Source organism: uncultured Alloprevotella sp. (genome assembly GCF_963536905.1).
Lineage (GTDB): Bacteria > Bacteroidota > Bacteroidia > Bacteroidales > Bacteroidaceae > Alloprevotella.
This window is the reverse complement of the sequence record NZ_CAUTBW010000023.1, coordinates 24,380-39,095: the sequence shown is the minus strand read 5'-3', so window position 1 is coordinate 39,095 and position 14,716 is coordinate 24,380. Positions and strand designations below refer to the sequence as shown.

Annotated in this window: 11 protein-coding genes; 5 read left to right on the top strand and 6 right to left on the bottom strand. The window is 46.0% G+C overall.

Annotated features, from left to right (window positions below; translation table 11 throughout):
- Both ABLA33_RS05615 and ABLA33_RS05610 read left to right on the top strand, forming a co-directional pair.
- Positions 1-386, top strand: a 386-nt coding sequence (locus ABLA33_RS05615) for a C40 family peptidase (RefSeq protein WP_347719566.1), incomplete at its 5' end; no start/stop codon positions are given.
- Positions 387-411: 25 nt separating this feature from the next.
- Entirely contained in the window at positions 412-1,014 is a 603-nt protein-coding gene (locus tag ABLA33_RS05610) for a uracil-DNA glycosylase family protein (RefSeq protein WP_347719565.1), read from the top strand.
- Here the strand turns inward: ABLA33_RS05610 and ABLA33_RS05605 are convergent.
- Genes ABLA33_RS05605 through ABLA33_RS05585 form a run of 5 tightly spaced genes read right to left on the bottom strand, consistent with a single transcriptional unit; the run spans position 1,008 to position 5,310 of the window.
- Complete coding sequence (locus ABLA33_RS05605) at positions 1,008-2,168, bottom strand: DUF4421 domain-containing protein (protein WP_347719564.1); 1,161 nt, start codon at positions 2,166-2,168, stop codon at positions 1,008-1,010. The two genes, ABLA33_RS05610 and ABLA33_RS05605, sit on opposite strands and share 7 nt — an antisense overlap.
- 15 nt (positions 2,169-2,183) lie before the next feature.
- Positions 2,184-3,173 (bottom strand): Gfo/Idh/MocA family oxidoreductase, encoded by a 990-nt coding sequence (locus ABLA33_RS05600; RefSeq protein WP_347719567.1) that lies wholly within the window; start codon positions 3,171-3,173, stop codon positions 2,184-2,186.
- Positions 3,174-3,181: 8 nt separating this feature from the next.
- Positions 3,182-3,775 carry a nicotinate (nicotinamide) nucleotide adenylyltransferase gene (nadD, locus tag ABLA33_RS05595; RefSeq protein WP_311489965.1) on the bottom strand — a complete coding sequence of 198 codons (594 nt, stop codon included), beginning with the start codon at positions 3,773-3,775 and terminating at the stop codon, positions 3,182-3,184.
- Positions 3,772-4,371, bottom strand: a complete 600-nt coding sequence (gene gmk, locus ABLA33_RS05590; protein ID WP_347719563.1) for a guanylate kinase — start codon at positions 4,369-4,371, stop codon at positions 3,772-3,774. The genes nadD and gmk overlap by 4 nt, the downstream gene beginning before the upstream one ends.
- 57 nt (positions 4,372-4,428) lie before the next feature.
- A complete protein-coding gene (locus tag ABLA33_RS05585) occupies positions 4,429-5,310 on the bottom strand; it encodes a YicC/YloC family endoribonuclease (protein WP_347719562.1) in 882 nt (293 codons plus the stop codon).
- Between the two features lie 233 nt (positions 5,311-5,543).
- Between ABLA33_RS05585 and ABLA33_RS05580 the strand changes: the two genes are divergently transcribed.
- Together ABLA33_RS05580 and ABLA33_RS05575 are read left to right on the top strand one after the other, a co-directional pair.
- Positions 5,544-8,126 carry an ATP-dependent Clp protease ATP-binding subunit gene (locus ABLA33_RS05580; protein WP_347719561.1) on the top strand — a complete coding sequence of 861 codons (2,583 nt, stop codon included), beginning with the start codon at positions 5,544-5,546 and terminating at the stop codon, positions 8,124-8,126.
- Between the two features lie 97 nt (positions 8,127-8,223).
- The gene (locus ABLA33_RS05575; RefSeq protein ID WP_347719560.1) at positions 8,224-10,245 is read left to right on the top strand and encodes a transketolase C-terminal domain-containing protein; all 2,022 of its coding nucleotides are present in this window, start codon (positions 8,224-8,226) and stop codon (positions 10,243-10,245) included.
- Positions 10,246-10,324: 79 nt separating this feature from the next.
- Here the strand turns inward: ABLA33_RS05575 and hemW are convergent, their stop codons facing one another.
- A complete protein-coding gene (hemW, locus tag ABLA33_RS05570; protein ID WP_347719559.1) occupies positions 10,325-11,419 on the bottom strand; it encodes a radical SAM family heme chaperone HemW in 1,095 nt (364 codons plus the stop codon).
- A gap of 80 nt (positions 11,420-11,499) precedes the next feature.
- Here hemW and ABLA33_RS05565 point away from each other — a divergent pair, with 80 nt between their 5' ends.
- Entirely contained in the window at positions 11,500-14,703 is a 3,204-nt protein-coding gene (locus tag ABLA33_RS05565; protein ID WP_347719558.1) for a UvrD-helicase domain-containing protein, read from the top strand.
- The last annotated feature ends 13 nt before the right edge of the window (positions 14,704-14,716 follow it).

Genomic DNA, 14,716 nt, shown 5'->3' with positions numbered 1-14,716 from the left:
ACGATGATCATGCACTTTTCTTGGAGGCTGCAACGTGGCTAGGTACTCCCTATGTTGCTGGAGGTACTACGCGCAGTGGTGTAGACTGCTCTGGGCTAACTATGGCCATTTATGCGCGGATCTACAATAAGCAGCTACATCGACGCAGCGTGGAACAATACGAGAGGGATGTTCAACTCAAAGAACGTTGTCAGTTGCAACAAGGCGACCTTGTATTCTTCCGCACTCCTAATAGTGGTGAGCAATGTGGCCATGTAGGTATTTTTCTGAAGGACGATAAGTTCATCCACGCTGGTAGTCGTGGAGTTGTTGTAGAGAGTCTTGAAGGCTCCTATTGGCAGAAATACTGGCTAGCTGGAGGAAAGTGTGTGATAAAGAATAAGTAGTCTTTATATAAAGCTTTTATAGTTTATGACAGATAGTATCATTATTCCCATTGAGCGTCACCCGTTTGAACCTTTTTTACCTCCTCATGCCCGCCTGTTGATGATGGGAAGTTTTCCTCCACAGCAGAAGCGATGGAGCATGGATTTTTTCTATCCTAATTTCATCAATGATATGTGGCGCATCTTCGGTATTATATTCAAGGATGATAAGGATTTTTTTGTAGATGTAAAGCAGAAGACGTTCAAACTCAATGAGCTAGTCCCCTTTCTCACTGAGTTAGGGTGTGGCTGCTACGATACGGCCACAGAGGTGCGCCGCTTGCAGGACAATGCTAGCGACAAATTCTTAGAAGTCGTCACTCCCACTGATTTACCGGCACTCTTGCATCGCTTGCCAGAACTTCAGGCAATCTGCACCACAGGGCAGAAGGCAACGGACACCTTCGTAGAGAACTTCTGTGGAAAGCAACCGGCTGTGGGTGACTACTCCACGTTTCAGTTTGAAGGACGCTCTCTAAGGCTCTATCGTATGCCTAGCAGCAGTAGGGCTTATCCGATGCGCATAGACAAGAAAGCTGCCATCTATCGCCGTATGTTTGAAGAGTTGGGAATGTGCCCCACTCACTGACGGCGATATTTTTGCTTCTTGCCAAAGTAGAAGCCAGCATAGACATTGAGATAGTTCACAGAGTTCGCTATCGTCAAGTGTCGGCTATGATACCCATAGAGATGCGTGATATACGATACACCGGCAAATTTATCTCCTGTATTCCACACAAAGCCTGCACGACCTATAAAATCTACTGCTACATAACGAATGGCGTTATAGAGCAATTTATTGTACTTCACTTTAGTGCCTTTTTCGGCTCTATACCCCAATGCTGGCGTTGCCGAAATGGACAAGAGACAATTACGAACACACACCCAATTATAGGCATAGCCTGCGCTCAAGCAGAAGTCCTGATAACTAAGGCGTGAGAACTTCAACTCATCGCTCATGACAGATGCCACAGAATGTCTCTCACTCAGCGGAGAGGGCAGCTGAGTGTAATCGAATGTTAGCTTCTGTTTGTCGTAGCGAAAGCCCATGATAACGCTTCCTGCAGAGCGTTTCTGCAACGTACTCTGATTGTACGCTGCTGGATAGGAAAAACGGCGATGATTAAAAATATAATAGGCATTCAAGCTCAGTGTATTGACTTCTAATCCATGGAAGTTGGTGCCACTGAATTGGAACTTATCTACACCGTCGAATCCTTGCGTCTTACGCAGTCTGAACTTTCCGTTATTATGAATATATACAATGTCTCCTCCCACTTTACTGCTATATACACTGAAATCAAATTCTGTTGATTTGCCAGCACTCGAGGGTCTACTGACATCTACGCTATATCCAAGGAATATCCACCGCCAACCAAGGTATGGTCCAATCTTAAACATGGGTTTAGGGCGGAACGAGAGCGTCTGATAATGCTGTTTCTCCGTTTTAACCGTCATAGTGATCACTTGAAAAAAATTGCTATTTTGTCCCATCACGGTCCAATCATAGTGGTTCGGTTCTATGTAGGTGCTATCTGTCTTATCCAAGAAGCGTATGCCACTCTTAATGCTCATCCTCATTCGTTTCAAGAAGTCGCCAAATGAGTGTTTCGGTGGAAAGAGTTGCTCCTCTGGTATGATGCCGATGAGCGCGGTGTCTGCACATACGCTATCCACCACCTGTTGGGCCTGCGACCCAACAGTCAGTAGCAATAAGCAAAGGATTAGTAAAACTCTTTTCATTCGTTTATTAGAGAATTATATTTTACCCAATATGCGATCCATCACCCAGTTCACTGAGGTTGCACTCACGCAGTCGCAGGTGCACACTCTTTTGCTTTGCAGATGCTCCACCACATTGCGTATCAGTGGCAACTGCACATATTCGGGATTCTCCGGGCTAAACTCTTGCCTACCCTGCGCATCATGCAGCACTATAGGCGCATAGGTAAATACTGAGAAATGCAATTTGCCTTTATCGCCAATGATTTCCACACTGTCCTCACGAGCGGAGTCGTGGGCTACAAAACACCAAGAGCCGCTACCTGGCAGCGCATCGGCAAAGCGGAAGCAAGCACTCACGCTGTCTTCCGTCTGATAGAGTCCACCGCGATTGCCTGTATAGCCTTCGGCATCAATGATAGGGCCAAACATCTCTTGCAGCAAATCGAGCTGATGAGGGGCTAAATCGTAGAAATATCCTCCTCCCGCGATGTCGGCTTGCACGCGCCATGGCAGGTTCTTATCGTTATAGTCGAGATCACGAGGTGGTACGGCAAAGCGTATCTGCACGTTGATAACGCGCCCCACTGAGCCTGCTTTTATCAGCTCTCTCACCTTCTGGAAGTAAGGCAGATAACGCCGATAGTAGGCCACAAAGCAAGGCACTCCCGTCTTCTCTGAAATCATATTCACACGGCAGCAGTCCTCGTAGTTGCTTGCCAGCGGTTTCTCAACATAGCAAGGTTTGCCAGCTTTCATGGCCATGATTGCATAAGTAGCGTGCGTACTGGGCGGTGTGGCAATATAAACTGCATTGACGTCAGGGTCATGAATCAAGCTCATCGGATCGTCATACCATTTGGGAATGCCATGACGCAGAGCATAGTCGCGCGCTTTGTCTTTGTTGCGGCGCATAACAGCGACGACCTTCGAGTTCTCTACGAGACTGAAGGCTGGTCCACTTTTCTTCTCTGTGACTTCGCCACATCCAATGAAGCCCCAACTAATATTTTCCGGCATGATAATGGTGTGTTTTATTCGTTGTGTAATACTTTCGTATAGGTGCTCACCACGTCTTCAAGGATTGTTGCTGGCATCCTCTCTTTCACATTTTCTCCTCGCTGGATTGCAGTTCTTATCTGCGTGCTGCTCCATGGAAACAATGGAGCGTTGAGCACATAGACCTTTGCCTTTTCGTGCCCTTTGAGGGGCTCTACTGTGCTTCCTTGCCGGGGATAGACAATGATGTCTGTAGTAGCGAGAATCTCCTCATAATGTGCCCAATGGTCGAAGGACCTCCAATTGTCGCCCCCTATGAGGAGTTGTAGTCTACAATGGGGGTAGACGCTCCGGAGAGCTTCTAAAGTGCGCCATGTAAATGATGGGCGCGGGAGGGAGAATTCAAAGTTGCTTGCCTCAATATGGGGTTCTTCTCTCACGGCCTCAGAAGCCCACCACAAGCGGTCAGCCTCAGGGGCTAAGTCACTCTCCTCCTTCCAAGGATTCTGTGGCGACACCATGAGCAACACTTCATCCGAGAGACGCTGCTCCACCACGGCACGTGCTATGCCGATATGGCCTAAGTGAATAGGGTTAAACGACCCTCCAAAGATGCAGAGTCGCTTCATTGCAGTAGGTATTTGCTCACCACGCGGTAGATGTCGCTTTTTGCCTGTTCGAGGTTGTCGTTGGTCACGATGCAGTCAAACTCTGGTGCGCGACTTATCTCGTATTCCGCACGGGCGATGCGGTCGTTAATCACCTCTGGTGTATCCGTACCGCGTTTCTCCAAGCGTTCTCTCAGAGTTTCGACAGAAGGCGGCTGAATAAATACCGTCAAGGCGCGTTCGCCATAGGCTTGCTTCACATTGAGTCCGCCTATCACGTCCAAGTCGGCAATAACATTCTCGCCTTTTGCCAACTGCTGATCCACTTGGCTGCGTAGCGTGCCATAGAAGCGGTCTTTATACACCTCGCAATACTCCAAGAAATGCCCCTGCTCGATGTGTTCTTTAAACTCTTCGGGGCTGAAGAAGAAGTATTCCACACCATGCAGTTCGGCACCACGAGGAGGGCGTGATGTGGCACTGATACTGAAATGCAGATTCAGTTCGGGGTGCTGCTCAATGAGGTAGTGTATCAGCGTACTCTTACCCGTGCCTGAGGGGGCACAGAAGATGACCACTCGCCCTGGGCTCAACTGGTTTTCGTTTTTTTCTTGCATAATCTTCTCTGATCTGCCTCAAAAAGAGGGGAAATTGTTTGCGTTTATTTTACTGTTTTACATCACGTTGAGCACCTGCTCTTTGATTTGTTCGAGCTCATCCTTCATCATCACCACGATGTTTTGCATCTCGGCTTGATTCGACTTTGAGCCCGTTGTATTGATTTCTCGTCCCATCTCTTGTGCGATGAAACCGAGTTTTTTTCCCTGCCCTGCATGTCCTCTGTCCATTGTCTCACAGAAGTAGTGTAGGTGGTTTGTCAAGCGTTGTTTCTCTTCGCTGATGTCAAGTTTTTCGATGTAGTAGATCAACTCTTGTTCCAAGCGATTCTTGTCATAGTCCACACCGCGGAGCTCTTCCAGTCGGGCTTCGAGGCGTTCGCGTATTTTCTGCACTCGAGCTTTCTCGAAGGGCTCAATCTCCTTCATTAGCTGTGAGATATTGTTGATTTTCTCCTCAAACTTCCGATAGAGAGCTTCACCCTCCTGCTTGCGGAAATCCACCAAATGTTGAAGAGCCTCTTTAATAGCTGAGCTCACCACCGCCCATTCCTCGTCGGTGAGTTCCTCAGAGGCTTGTACTGCCGTTGTATCGGGCAGGCGCACCAGTAGCTGCCAAGCCTGGCTATCGTTGAAAGGCAAGCCCACCTCTTCGCTAATGCAGCGCAATTGAGCCATATAGCTCTTCACAGCTTCCGCATTGATAGGAGCAGTTTCAGCAGCAGTTTCCTTTTCGGTCCAGATGCTGAAGTCCACCTTACCACGTTCCACTATAGGCGTTATCATCTTACGAATTTCTATTTCTCGTTCGCGATAGAGTGGTGCAATACGTGCATTCAAGTCGAGCGATTTAGAATTCAGCGATTTGATTTCCACATGGATTTTCTTACCTCCAAAGTGTGCATCGGCCTTGCCATAGCCGGTCATAGATTGTATCATTTCTATAAGCTTTTTATTACTAAGCAAAAATACAACTCTTTCTCCAATTTCCCTATACTATCTCTCTTTTTTTAGCATTCTCACTTTATTCTTATCTTAGTGAATTGGAAAATCTCTCTCTTCTGTAAATACAAGCGTTGCAAAAACATTAAGCTAAGAGAGAATAAAAAACGGCACGAAATTTGCTTTTCTTTCTACTCCTACTACATAGTCACATCAACGAAATTAAGATTATGACATACGAACTTTCACCAGGGCTCACACAAGTGCTCGCCTTCTGTCGGAAGGCGATGCAGGAGAAAGCATTGAGCGACATCTCCACTGACTGCCTGCTGCTCGGTTTGCTCCACGATGAGAGAAGCCAAGCTATGCAAATGTTGCAGTCGCTATCATGCCCTATAGAAGAGCTGAAACAACAAATTATGGCTCGTTTGGACTCGCTGCAAAAGTCTCCACTCCCCTCCTCCGAAGCGCTAGTTCTGAGTATAGAGAGCCGTCGTTTGCTGCGACTAACGCTCCTCGAAGCACGCCGCTATGGCGAAGAGATGGCCAACGAACTACACCTGCTCCTTGCCATCCTTCACGATTCTAACAACGCAGCGCGCACCCTCCTTAATACATATAACATAACCTATTCTATCGTGACAGATAACCTCCCCCAAATCCCTCAGATAGAAGGTTCGTTTGGATTCTCCGATGACGAACAGCCCCATCCTCCCATGGACAGTGAAGAGTGTTCGCATAAGTCCCCCAACGCCATGTCAATGCCCAGCGATGGCAGTAGCTCGCCCACCCCGATAATCGACAATTTCGGAACCGATCTCACAGAGAAAGCCGCTCAGGGCGCTTTGGATTCCGTTGTGGGTCGTGAGAAAGAAATTTTGCGTGTGGCGCAGATTCTGTCCCGTAGGAAGAAGAACAACCCCATTATCATCGGTGAATCAGGTGTGGGCAAGAGTGCCATTGTGGAAGGCCTCTCTCAACTCATCGCTTCCCACAAAGTGCCTCGTCTTCTTCAAAACAAACGCATCATCGCCCTTGATATGGCCTCGATTGTGGCTGGCACACAATTTCGCGGACAGTTTGAAGAACGCCTCCGTCGCTTGATAAAAGAGCTCAATGCCCATCCCGAAATAGTAATCTTTATTGACGAGATTCATACCATTATTGGTGCAGGGTCAGCTCCCGGTAGTTTGGATGCTGCAAACATCCTAAAACCTGCCTTAGCACGCGGAGAGGTGCAATGTATCGGCGCCACGACCACAAACGAGTATCGTAAAACAATCGAGAAGGACGGAGCCCTAGCCCGTCGCTTCCAGTCGGTGCTCCTCGAGCCCACGACCGCCGAAGAAACCCTGCAAATCCTCCATAACATAAAAGAACGCTATGAGGAGCATCACAATGTGGCCTACACTCCGGAGGCATTGGCAGCGTGTGTGCACCTAACGGAACGCTATATCACCGATCGCTCACTCCCCGACAAGGCCATCGACGCCCTTGACGAAGCTGGAAGTCAGAAGCACTTACTGGAGCTCAATGTGCCAGCAGACATCGTTGCTATGGAGCAGAAAATAGTGGAATTGAAGCAACAGAAAGACCAAGCCGCTAAGGAGCAGGATTACGAACGTGCTGCCCGCTATCGCGATGAATCCGTACAACTCCAAACGCAGTTGAACGAACGCAATCGTCAGTGGCTGTCAGAACAAAAGACATGCCGTCAGACCATCACAGAGGACGACATTGCCAACGTGGTGAGCAACATCAGCGGCGTGCCCATACAGCGTGTGGTACAAAGCGAAGCAACGCGTCTGAAAAGCATGAAAGCCGAACTGGAAAGCCGCGTAGTGGCACAGGATACTGCCATAGAGAAGCTTGTGCGTGCCATTACTCGCAATAGTATGGGATTGAAGGGTCACGATCGCCCCGTGGGGACCTTCCTCTTTGTGGGTCCCACAGGCGTTGGTAAGACCTATTTAGTGAAATGCCTAGCCGAACAGATGTTTGGCCGCAAGGATTCGCTCATACGCATTGACATGAGCGAATATGGCGAGAAATATTCCACCAGCCGCCTCGTTGGAGCTCCTCCGGGATATGTAGGCTACGAAGAAGGTGGACAGCTGACAGAGAAAGTGCGTCGCCATCCATATTCGGTGATTCTACTTGACGAAATTGAGAAAGCACACTCCGATGTCTTCAACACCCTCCTGCAAGTGATGGACGAAGGGCGCATGACAGACGGCAACGGCGTAACGGTGGATTTCCGCAATACGATTATTATCATGACCTCTAACACCGGCACGCGCCAAATTCGCGAATTTGGAAAAGGTATCGGCTTCCATGCGGGCGAAGTGTGCTCCAACAGCCACCAATATGCAGAAGCGATAGTGAAGAAGGCCCTACAACGCCAGTTTGCACCAGAATTTCTCAATCGCTTGGACGATATCATTATGTTCCAGCCTTTAGAAAAGACTGATGCACAGAAGATTGCCAAGATAGAATTAGATCTCTTGTGCAAGCGGATAGCTCCCATGAATCTCCACCTCGACCTCTCCACTGCCGCTCTGGACTATGTGGTGGAAAAAGGCTTTGATGCACAATATGGAGCCCGCTCACTGAAGCGCGCCATACAAACAAATGTGGAAGATTGCCTTTGTGATTTGCTCCTCGAGAGTGCCGATAGTCAAGCAGCTCGCACAGTTCGCTTCGACATGGCCGAAGGCGAGCTAAAGGTTAATATCACCGAAGATTCAGTCCACAAGGATAAATCTCCTCAGGCAATCGAAAGATCGAACGACGAGAAAAGTGCGAAAAAATAAGTAACAGCCCCATCTCAGAAATAGTAGAAAAAATAGGAAACGTGAGTAAAAAGTTGTAACTTTGCTCACATCTACAAACAAACACCTAATAGCGAAAATGGAACATACATCTCAACTTCTTACAGAAGCAGCTGACAACATCCGCGTGCTTGTTGCAGCCATGGTAGAGAAAGCAAAATCAGGACACCCTGGAGGTGCCATGGGTGGTGCTGACTTCATCAATGTTCTGTATTCAGAATTCCTCAAGTTCGATCCCGATTGCCCCTCTTGGGAATGTCGCGATCGCTTTTACCTTGACCCTGGGCATATGTCGCCGATGCTCTATGCTCAGTTGATGCTTTGCGGACGCTTCACAATGGATGAGCTCAAGCAATTTCGCCAGTGGGACTCTCCCACGGCTGGCCACCCCGAACGCAGCGTGGAACGCGGCATCGAAAACACCAGCGGCCCATTGGGACAAGGCCATACTTACGCCGTGGGTGCAGCCATTGCAGCAAAAGCCCTCTATGCGCGTACAGGTAACCCAGGTTTCAAACGCGAGAAGATCTATGCATTCATCTCCGACGGCGGTATCCAAGAGGAAATCTCGCAGGGTGCAGGCCGCATTGCAGGCCACTTGGGTTTGGACAACCTCATCATGTTCTACGACTCCAACGACATTCAGCTATCGACCCCAACGAGCGATGTTATCAGTGAAGACACCGCGCTGAAATATCAGGCGTGGAACTGGAACGTTATTGAGATTGATGGTAATGACCCCGTACAGATTCGAGAAGCCTTGATAAAGGCCAACGAAGAAAGCCAGCGCCCCACTCTTATCATAGGTCATACGGTGATGGGAAAAGGAGCGAGAAAGGGTGATGGCAGTAGTTACGAAAAGTGCTGCCAAACTCACGGTGCTCCCCTTGGTGGCGACAACTACATACAGACACTCAAGAATCTATCCGCTGATGTTGAAAATCCCTTCCAGGTGAGACCAGCAGTGGAAAAGATGTATGCCGAACGCCTCGAAGAACTACGCAAAGAGGTGCATAGCCTACGCGCAGAAGAACAGGCATGGGCAGCAGAGAATCCAACCAAGGCACAGTTGCAAGCCGACTGGTTTGCTAACCGCCTACCTCAGCTGCCATGGGGCGAAATAGAGCACAAAGCCAACTCGGCAACACGCAATGGTTCGAAGATTATCCTTGCAATGCTCTCCAAACATGTCCCCAATATGATTGTTAGTTCGGCCGACTTGTGCAACTCCGACAAAACTGACGGTTTCTTGGCATACACTACAGAAATCTCCCGTACCAATTTCGCTGGCGGATTTTTCCAAGCAGGTGTCAGCGAACTGTCGATGGCATGTATCTGCATCGGCATGATGCTCCATGGTGGTATCATCACAGCAATGGGCACATTCTTCGTTTTTTCCGACTATATGAAGCCCGCCATACGCATGGCAGCCTTGATGGAAATCCCCGTGAAATTCATCTGGTCTCACGATGCCTTCCGCGTGGGTGAAGATGGTCCAACTCACGAGCCCGTTGAGCAAGAGGCACAAATTCGCCTAATGGAGAAACTGAAAAATCATCATGGCAAAGATAGCGTGCGCGTTCTGCGTCCTTGCGACAACCAAGAAAATACGCAGTGCTGGAAGATGGCAATGGAAAATACAGACACGCCTACGGCTCTCATTTTTAGTCGCCAGGACGTGCGCGATCTTCCGGCAGGAACTGACTATACACAAGCTCAGAAAGGAGCCTTTGAAGTCATCAAAGAAGCCCATCCCGATGTTATCCTTGTGGCTAACGGTTCAGAAGTTGGCACCTTGTGCGACACTCAACAGCTGCTTCAAAAGGAAGGCATCAAAGCCCGCGTAGTGAGCTGCCCTAGTGAAGGCCTCTTCCGTCGGCAATCTAAAGAATATCAAGAAACTCTGCTTCCCAAGAATGTGAAGACATTCGCTCTGACAGCAGGTTTGCCCGTCACAATGGAAGGCCTTGTAGGCCTGCAAGGCCGCATCCATGGACTGAGCAGCTTTGGCTTTAGTGCTCCATACAAAGTGCTCGATGAGAAATTAGGTTTTACTCCCGAGCATATTTATAAGGAAATCGTAGACTTCGTGAAAAACTAAGTTAGTAGATTCATAAATACAACACAGCACATAGGATAGACCTCCAACGAGGTAATATAACCTCCATGTGCTGTGTTATTTATATAAGGTCGGAGAAAATATAGTCGGAGATAAAAATCCCAGAACGTGTGAGACGTAAATGATTATTGACACATTCCAAAGCCCCATTATCTATAAACGGCTTAGCGCGTAGCAGAAGCAGATGGCGCTTATCAGACGGCACCTCCTCCAGGTTGAGCCCTTGCATCATCCGCATACGCGTGAAGACGAGTTCCTCGAATCTCTCCTCCTCCGTTAAGTTTTCAACCGAATGAGGAGGAAGTCCAGGAGCAGCTATATAAGCCCGCAAATCGGCGTTATTGCTGCGACGGGTACGCCCATCAAAGCTATGTGCCCCAGGTCCGCAGCCAATATATGGCAGGCCTTGCCAATAGCTAGAATTGTGTTGAGAGCGAAAGCCTTCACGAGCGAAATTAGAAATCTCATAGTGCTCAAAGCCTTTGTATTCAGTCATTTCTATCAAGGATTGAAACATCGAAAACTCCATATCTTCCTCCACCTCTTTAACCCGCCCTTTCTCCCAGAGTTTGAAGAGTGCAGTCCCGTCCTCTATCATCAAGCAATAGCTCGAAAGGTGCGTAATAGAGAGCGACAAAGCCAATTGCACATCCTCTCTCCATTCCTCCAGCGTCTCATTAGGGAGCCCATAGATAAGATCAACACTGATATTCTTTATCCCCACACTATTTATCCGCTCAACAGCCTGAATAGCCTCTTGAGCAGTATGACGTCTATTTAAGAATTTCAAACGTTCATCGTTGAATGTCTGAATCCCCAAACTAACGCGATTTACGCCCCAACGGGTAAGCTCCATAGCAAATTCCTGCGTAACATCATCGGGATTAACCTCCATCGTTATTTCAGCATCAGACAACAGAGAGAAATTGTGATGGATTGTTTCAAAAATCTGCGAAAACTGCGAGAGCGTTAACTGTGATGGAGTGCCACCACCAAAGTAGATAGTAGAAAGCTCCTCGCCACGATAGACTTTCAATTCCTGACAAAGAGCATCCGTGTACAGCTGACTCATTTCTATCCCTAAAGTTGTGGAATAGAAGTCACAATAAATGCAGCGTTTACGACAAAAAGGAACATGAATATATAATCCCAGCATGAGTAAATTTTTCGTCTAAATTACAACATTATTTTTAGGTAAAAAGGAAAAACACTAAATTTGCATAAAAGACTTGTGTCATGTATCTAACAGTGAATAATGCTTCTGCTGGCTCTGGAAAGACATTTACATTGTCAGCAGAATATGTAGCCGACTTGATAGCTGAACTTCATACAACTATTGGAGCCGGCAAAATCCCTGCCTATGCCATCAATGCCCATCGTCGCATCTTGGCTATAACCTTCACAAACAAGGCAACAGCAGAAATGAAAGTACGCATACTGCAATATCTGTATGCGCTCTCTCAACAGCAAGACAAAGCCTTCCTCGAAAAAGTAAAGGAAATACTTGCATCGTTCTCCATCAACGTTTCAGACCAACAGATTGTCGTTCTTACACGAAAAGCACTTATAGATGTCTTACACGACTATAACCATTTCCATGTAATCACTATTGACTCCTTCTTCCAAAAACTGCTTTCTTCGTTAGCTCGAGAACTCAACCTACCAGCTAACTTAAAAGTGGATATCAACAATAATGAGGCGATAGGAGAAGCTGTAGACTTACTACTGCGCGATCCTGAGCCTTTAGAACTTGGCTGGTTAAAAAACTATATCAACCAGCGCAATACAGACGCGCAGAACTGGAATATAGCAGAAGAAATAAAGAAGTTTGCTTATAAAAATCTCCTATTAGAAGACTACCAACTACTCCCCGAAGCTGAAAAGTTTTTTATTGCTGATAATGCAAGGATGAATGATTTCATTAAGAGCCTGCGTAAAATCCTTAGTGACATCGGTGAGCAGTTTAACAATACTCTGCAGCAAATAAAAGATGAATTTGAAGCCACCCTTGAAGAGCATAGTAACTCACGTAGCATAAAGCCATATTTTAAGAATATGCCTAAAGCACCGAAAGAGGCCATGGAAAAAATTCTAAATGGCGATGTAAAACTTCTATTGAAGAAAGCGCAAGACAATGCAGAATTGTGCTCATTAGAAACAAACTTCATCGAGCAACTAAATGAGTTAGAAAAGGTTCGAAAGGAATATGAAGAACTTTCTAACACAGTTGCTCTTATGCTGAAAAATCTAAGTCCTCTACGTTTACTAAATGCCATAGAGAAAAAACTTGATATTGTCAATCAAGAGCACAATCGGTTCTTGCTAACAAAGACTAAACTTCTGTTCCATACCTTCATTGACGACCAAGATGCTCCTTTCATTTTCGAAAAAACAGGAAATCAATATAAGCACATCTTGATTGATGAATTCCAAGATACGGCTAAAACTCAATGGAACAATATTTGTCATTTACTTCTTAACTCCATGTCAGAAGGAAACACCAACTTAATTGTAGGCGATATTAAGCAGAGCATATACCGTTGGAATGGTGGGGATTGGAGACTACTCATGAATATGAGTAAAAATCCTAAACTGGCCTTGATAGGAGATATAAAAACAGAAACACTAAATGACAACTATAGAAGTAAGAGTAATATTGTACACTTCAACAATAAATTCTTCATTGAAGCAGCAAAACAGCTCGATGAAGAATCTAACACCACCCTTCTAAGAGAGATTTACACAAAAGAAACCACTCATCAAATACCTAAAAAAGGACAAGGTGGATATGTGTATGCATGTATTTCAGAAGAAAGAGAAACTCCAGCATTTTCTGACGAAGATTCCTCTCTGTCTGCTCAAATGCACAAACTCCATCGAGCAGGTGTTGCTTGGAAGGATATGTGCATCCTTGTTAGAAAGAGAAACGATGCTGCAAAAATTATAGAAAACATCACTGACATTGAGTTTGTTTCTGACGAAGCCTTTGCACTCGGAAGCTCCCTAGGTGTACAGCTCATCATTCACCTTTTGCGTATCTTGGATAATGAGGAAGATACAGCCGCTATATACTTTGTTATAAAAGCCTATGAGAAGTATATCCTTCATGCAGAACCATCACATAGCAACAAGTTGGAAGATCTCCCCCAAGATTTCTCTTCTGACATTGACTACCTAAGAAAGATGCCTCTCTATGAGCTGATACTTCGCCTCATAGAGATATTCCAACTCGACCAGCTAAAAGAAGGCTCTACCTATATCCTCTCACTCCTCGACCAAACCCTAGATTATATCAGTAATAACCCCCATACTATCAATAGCTTCTTACGAAAATGGGAGAATACACTTCAGAATAAGTCCATCCCATCCTCTAAAGTAGATGCAGTTAGAATTCTGACAATTCATAAATCAAAAGGCCTTGAATTCCATTCTGTCTTTATTCCAGATTGCACATGGGAGTTAGACACAACAAACAGTGATCATCGTTCCTTTCTCTGGTGGGATAATCCCTTTATCAAAAAAGAGGATATGCCACATATCCCCATCAGCCCAAGCTCTCAAGCTAAAACTTCAAAATTCAAAACGCAATACGAAGAAGAAATGAACCAACGTCATGTTGATAATCTCAACTTGGCCTATGTTGCTTTCACGAGACCGAGATACAATCTTTTTCTATGGGCTAATACAAAGGGCAAAAAAACAAAGGATAATATGGGACTCTTGCTAGCTTCCACGCTCAAAGCCTTATATGACAAAAATCCTATAGAGCTTCAAAATGAAGCCCCCCTCCTAAGGCACGAGCAAATAGAGTCCCTATTTATCTATAAAATAGGAACACCTGAAGTTCCTGGAATGAAGGCAACAAATAAAGTAGAGAAAAGCGACAACCCATTTGTTTATACGCCCCAAGAGAAAAACATTTTTTTTAAGACCTTCCCTGCCCGTCTATCCTTCTGCCAGTCAAATGATTCTTTGGAGTTTATGACTGAGCTACAGGGGGAAGATTCCTCTAAATTTAAGATGATGGATCGTGGAAAGATTTTCCATAGAATCATGCAAGAAACAAAAGTTTCCGAAGATATGCCAAAAGCAATCAAGCACTTATCCAAACTTGGCATAATTTCTGAAGATGAAATAGAGAGGCTTCAAAATATCTTTTCAGAGTATTTATCCGCACATCCAGAATGGTTCGATGGATCGTGGGATGTATTTACAGAAACAACACTTCTCAAAAATGGAAGCGCAGAGCATCGCGCAGACAGAATAATGGTAAGGGGCGATGAAACCATTATTATAGACTTCAAATTCGCTCAAAAGGAAGAAAAGAAACATATTCTACAGGTGCAAGAGTACATGAAATTACTAATGGATATTCGTCCACATGTAAAAGGCTATCTTTGGTACGTGGACAAAGATTTTACTATCCCTGTTGAATTATAATTCTCGTACCTTT

Excerpts from the sequence above, each read along its gene's own strand:
- gmk (WP_347719563.1), bottom strand. The coding sequence starts at position 4,371 with ATGCAAGAAAAAAACGAAAACCAGTTGAGCCCAGGGCGAGTGGTCATC.
- hemW (WP_347719559.1), bottom strand. The coding sequence starts at position 11,419 with ATGCTGGGATTATATATTCATGTTCCTTTTTGTCGTAAACGCTGCATT.
- ABLA33_RS05610 (WP_347719565.1), top strand. The coding sequence starts at position 412 with ATGACAGATAGTATCATTATTCCCATTGAGCGTCACCCGTTTGAACCT.
- ABLA33_RS05565 (WP_347719558.1), top strand. The coding sequence starts at position 11,500 with ATGTATCTAACAGTGAATAATGCTTCTGCTGGCTCTGGAAAGACATTT.
- nadD (WP_311489965.1), bottom strand. The coding sequence starts at position 3,775 with ATGAAGCGACTCTGCATCTTTGGAGGGTCGTTTAACCCTATTCACTTA.
- ABLA33_RS05580 (WP_347719561.1), top strand. The coding sequence starts at position 5,544 with ATGACATACGAACTTTCACCAGGGCTCACACAAGTGCTCGCCTTCTGT.
- ABLA33_RS05575 (WP_347719560.1), top strand. The coding sequence starts at position 8,224 with ATGGAACATACATCTCAACTTCTTACAGAAGCAGCTGACAACATCCGC.
- ABLA33_RS05605 (WP_347719564.1), bottom strand. The coding sequence starts at position 2,168 with ATGAAAAGAGTTTTACTAATCCTTTGCTTATTGCTACTGACTGTTGGG.
- ABLA33_RS05585 (WP_347719562.1), bottom strand. The coding sequence starts at position 5,310 with ATGATACAATCTATGACCGGCTATGGCAAGGCCGATGCACACTTTGGA.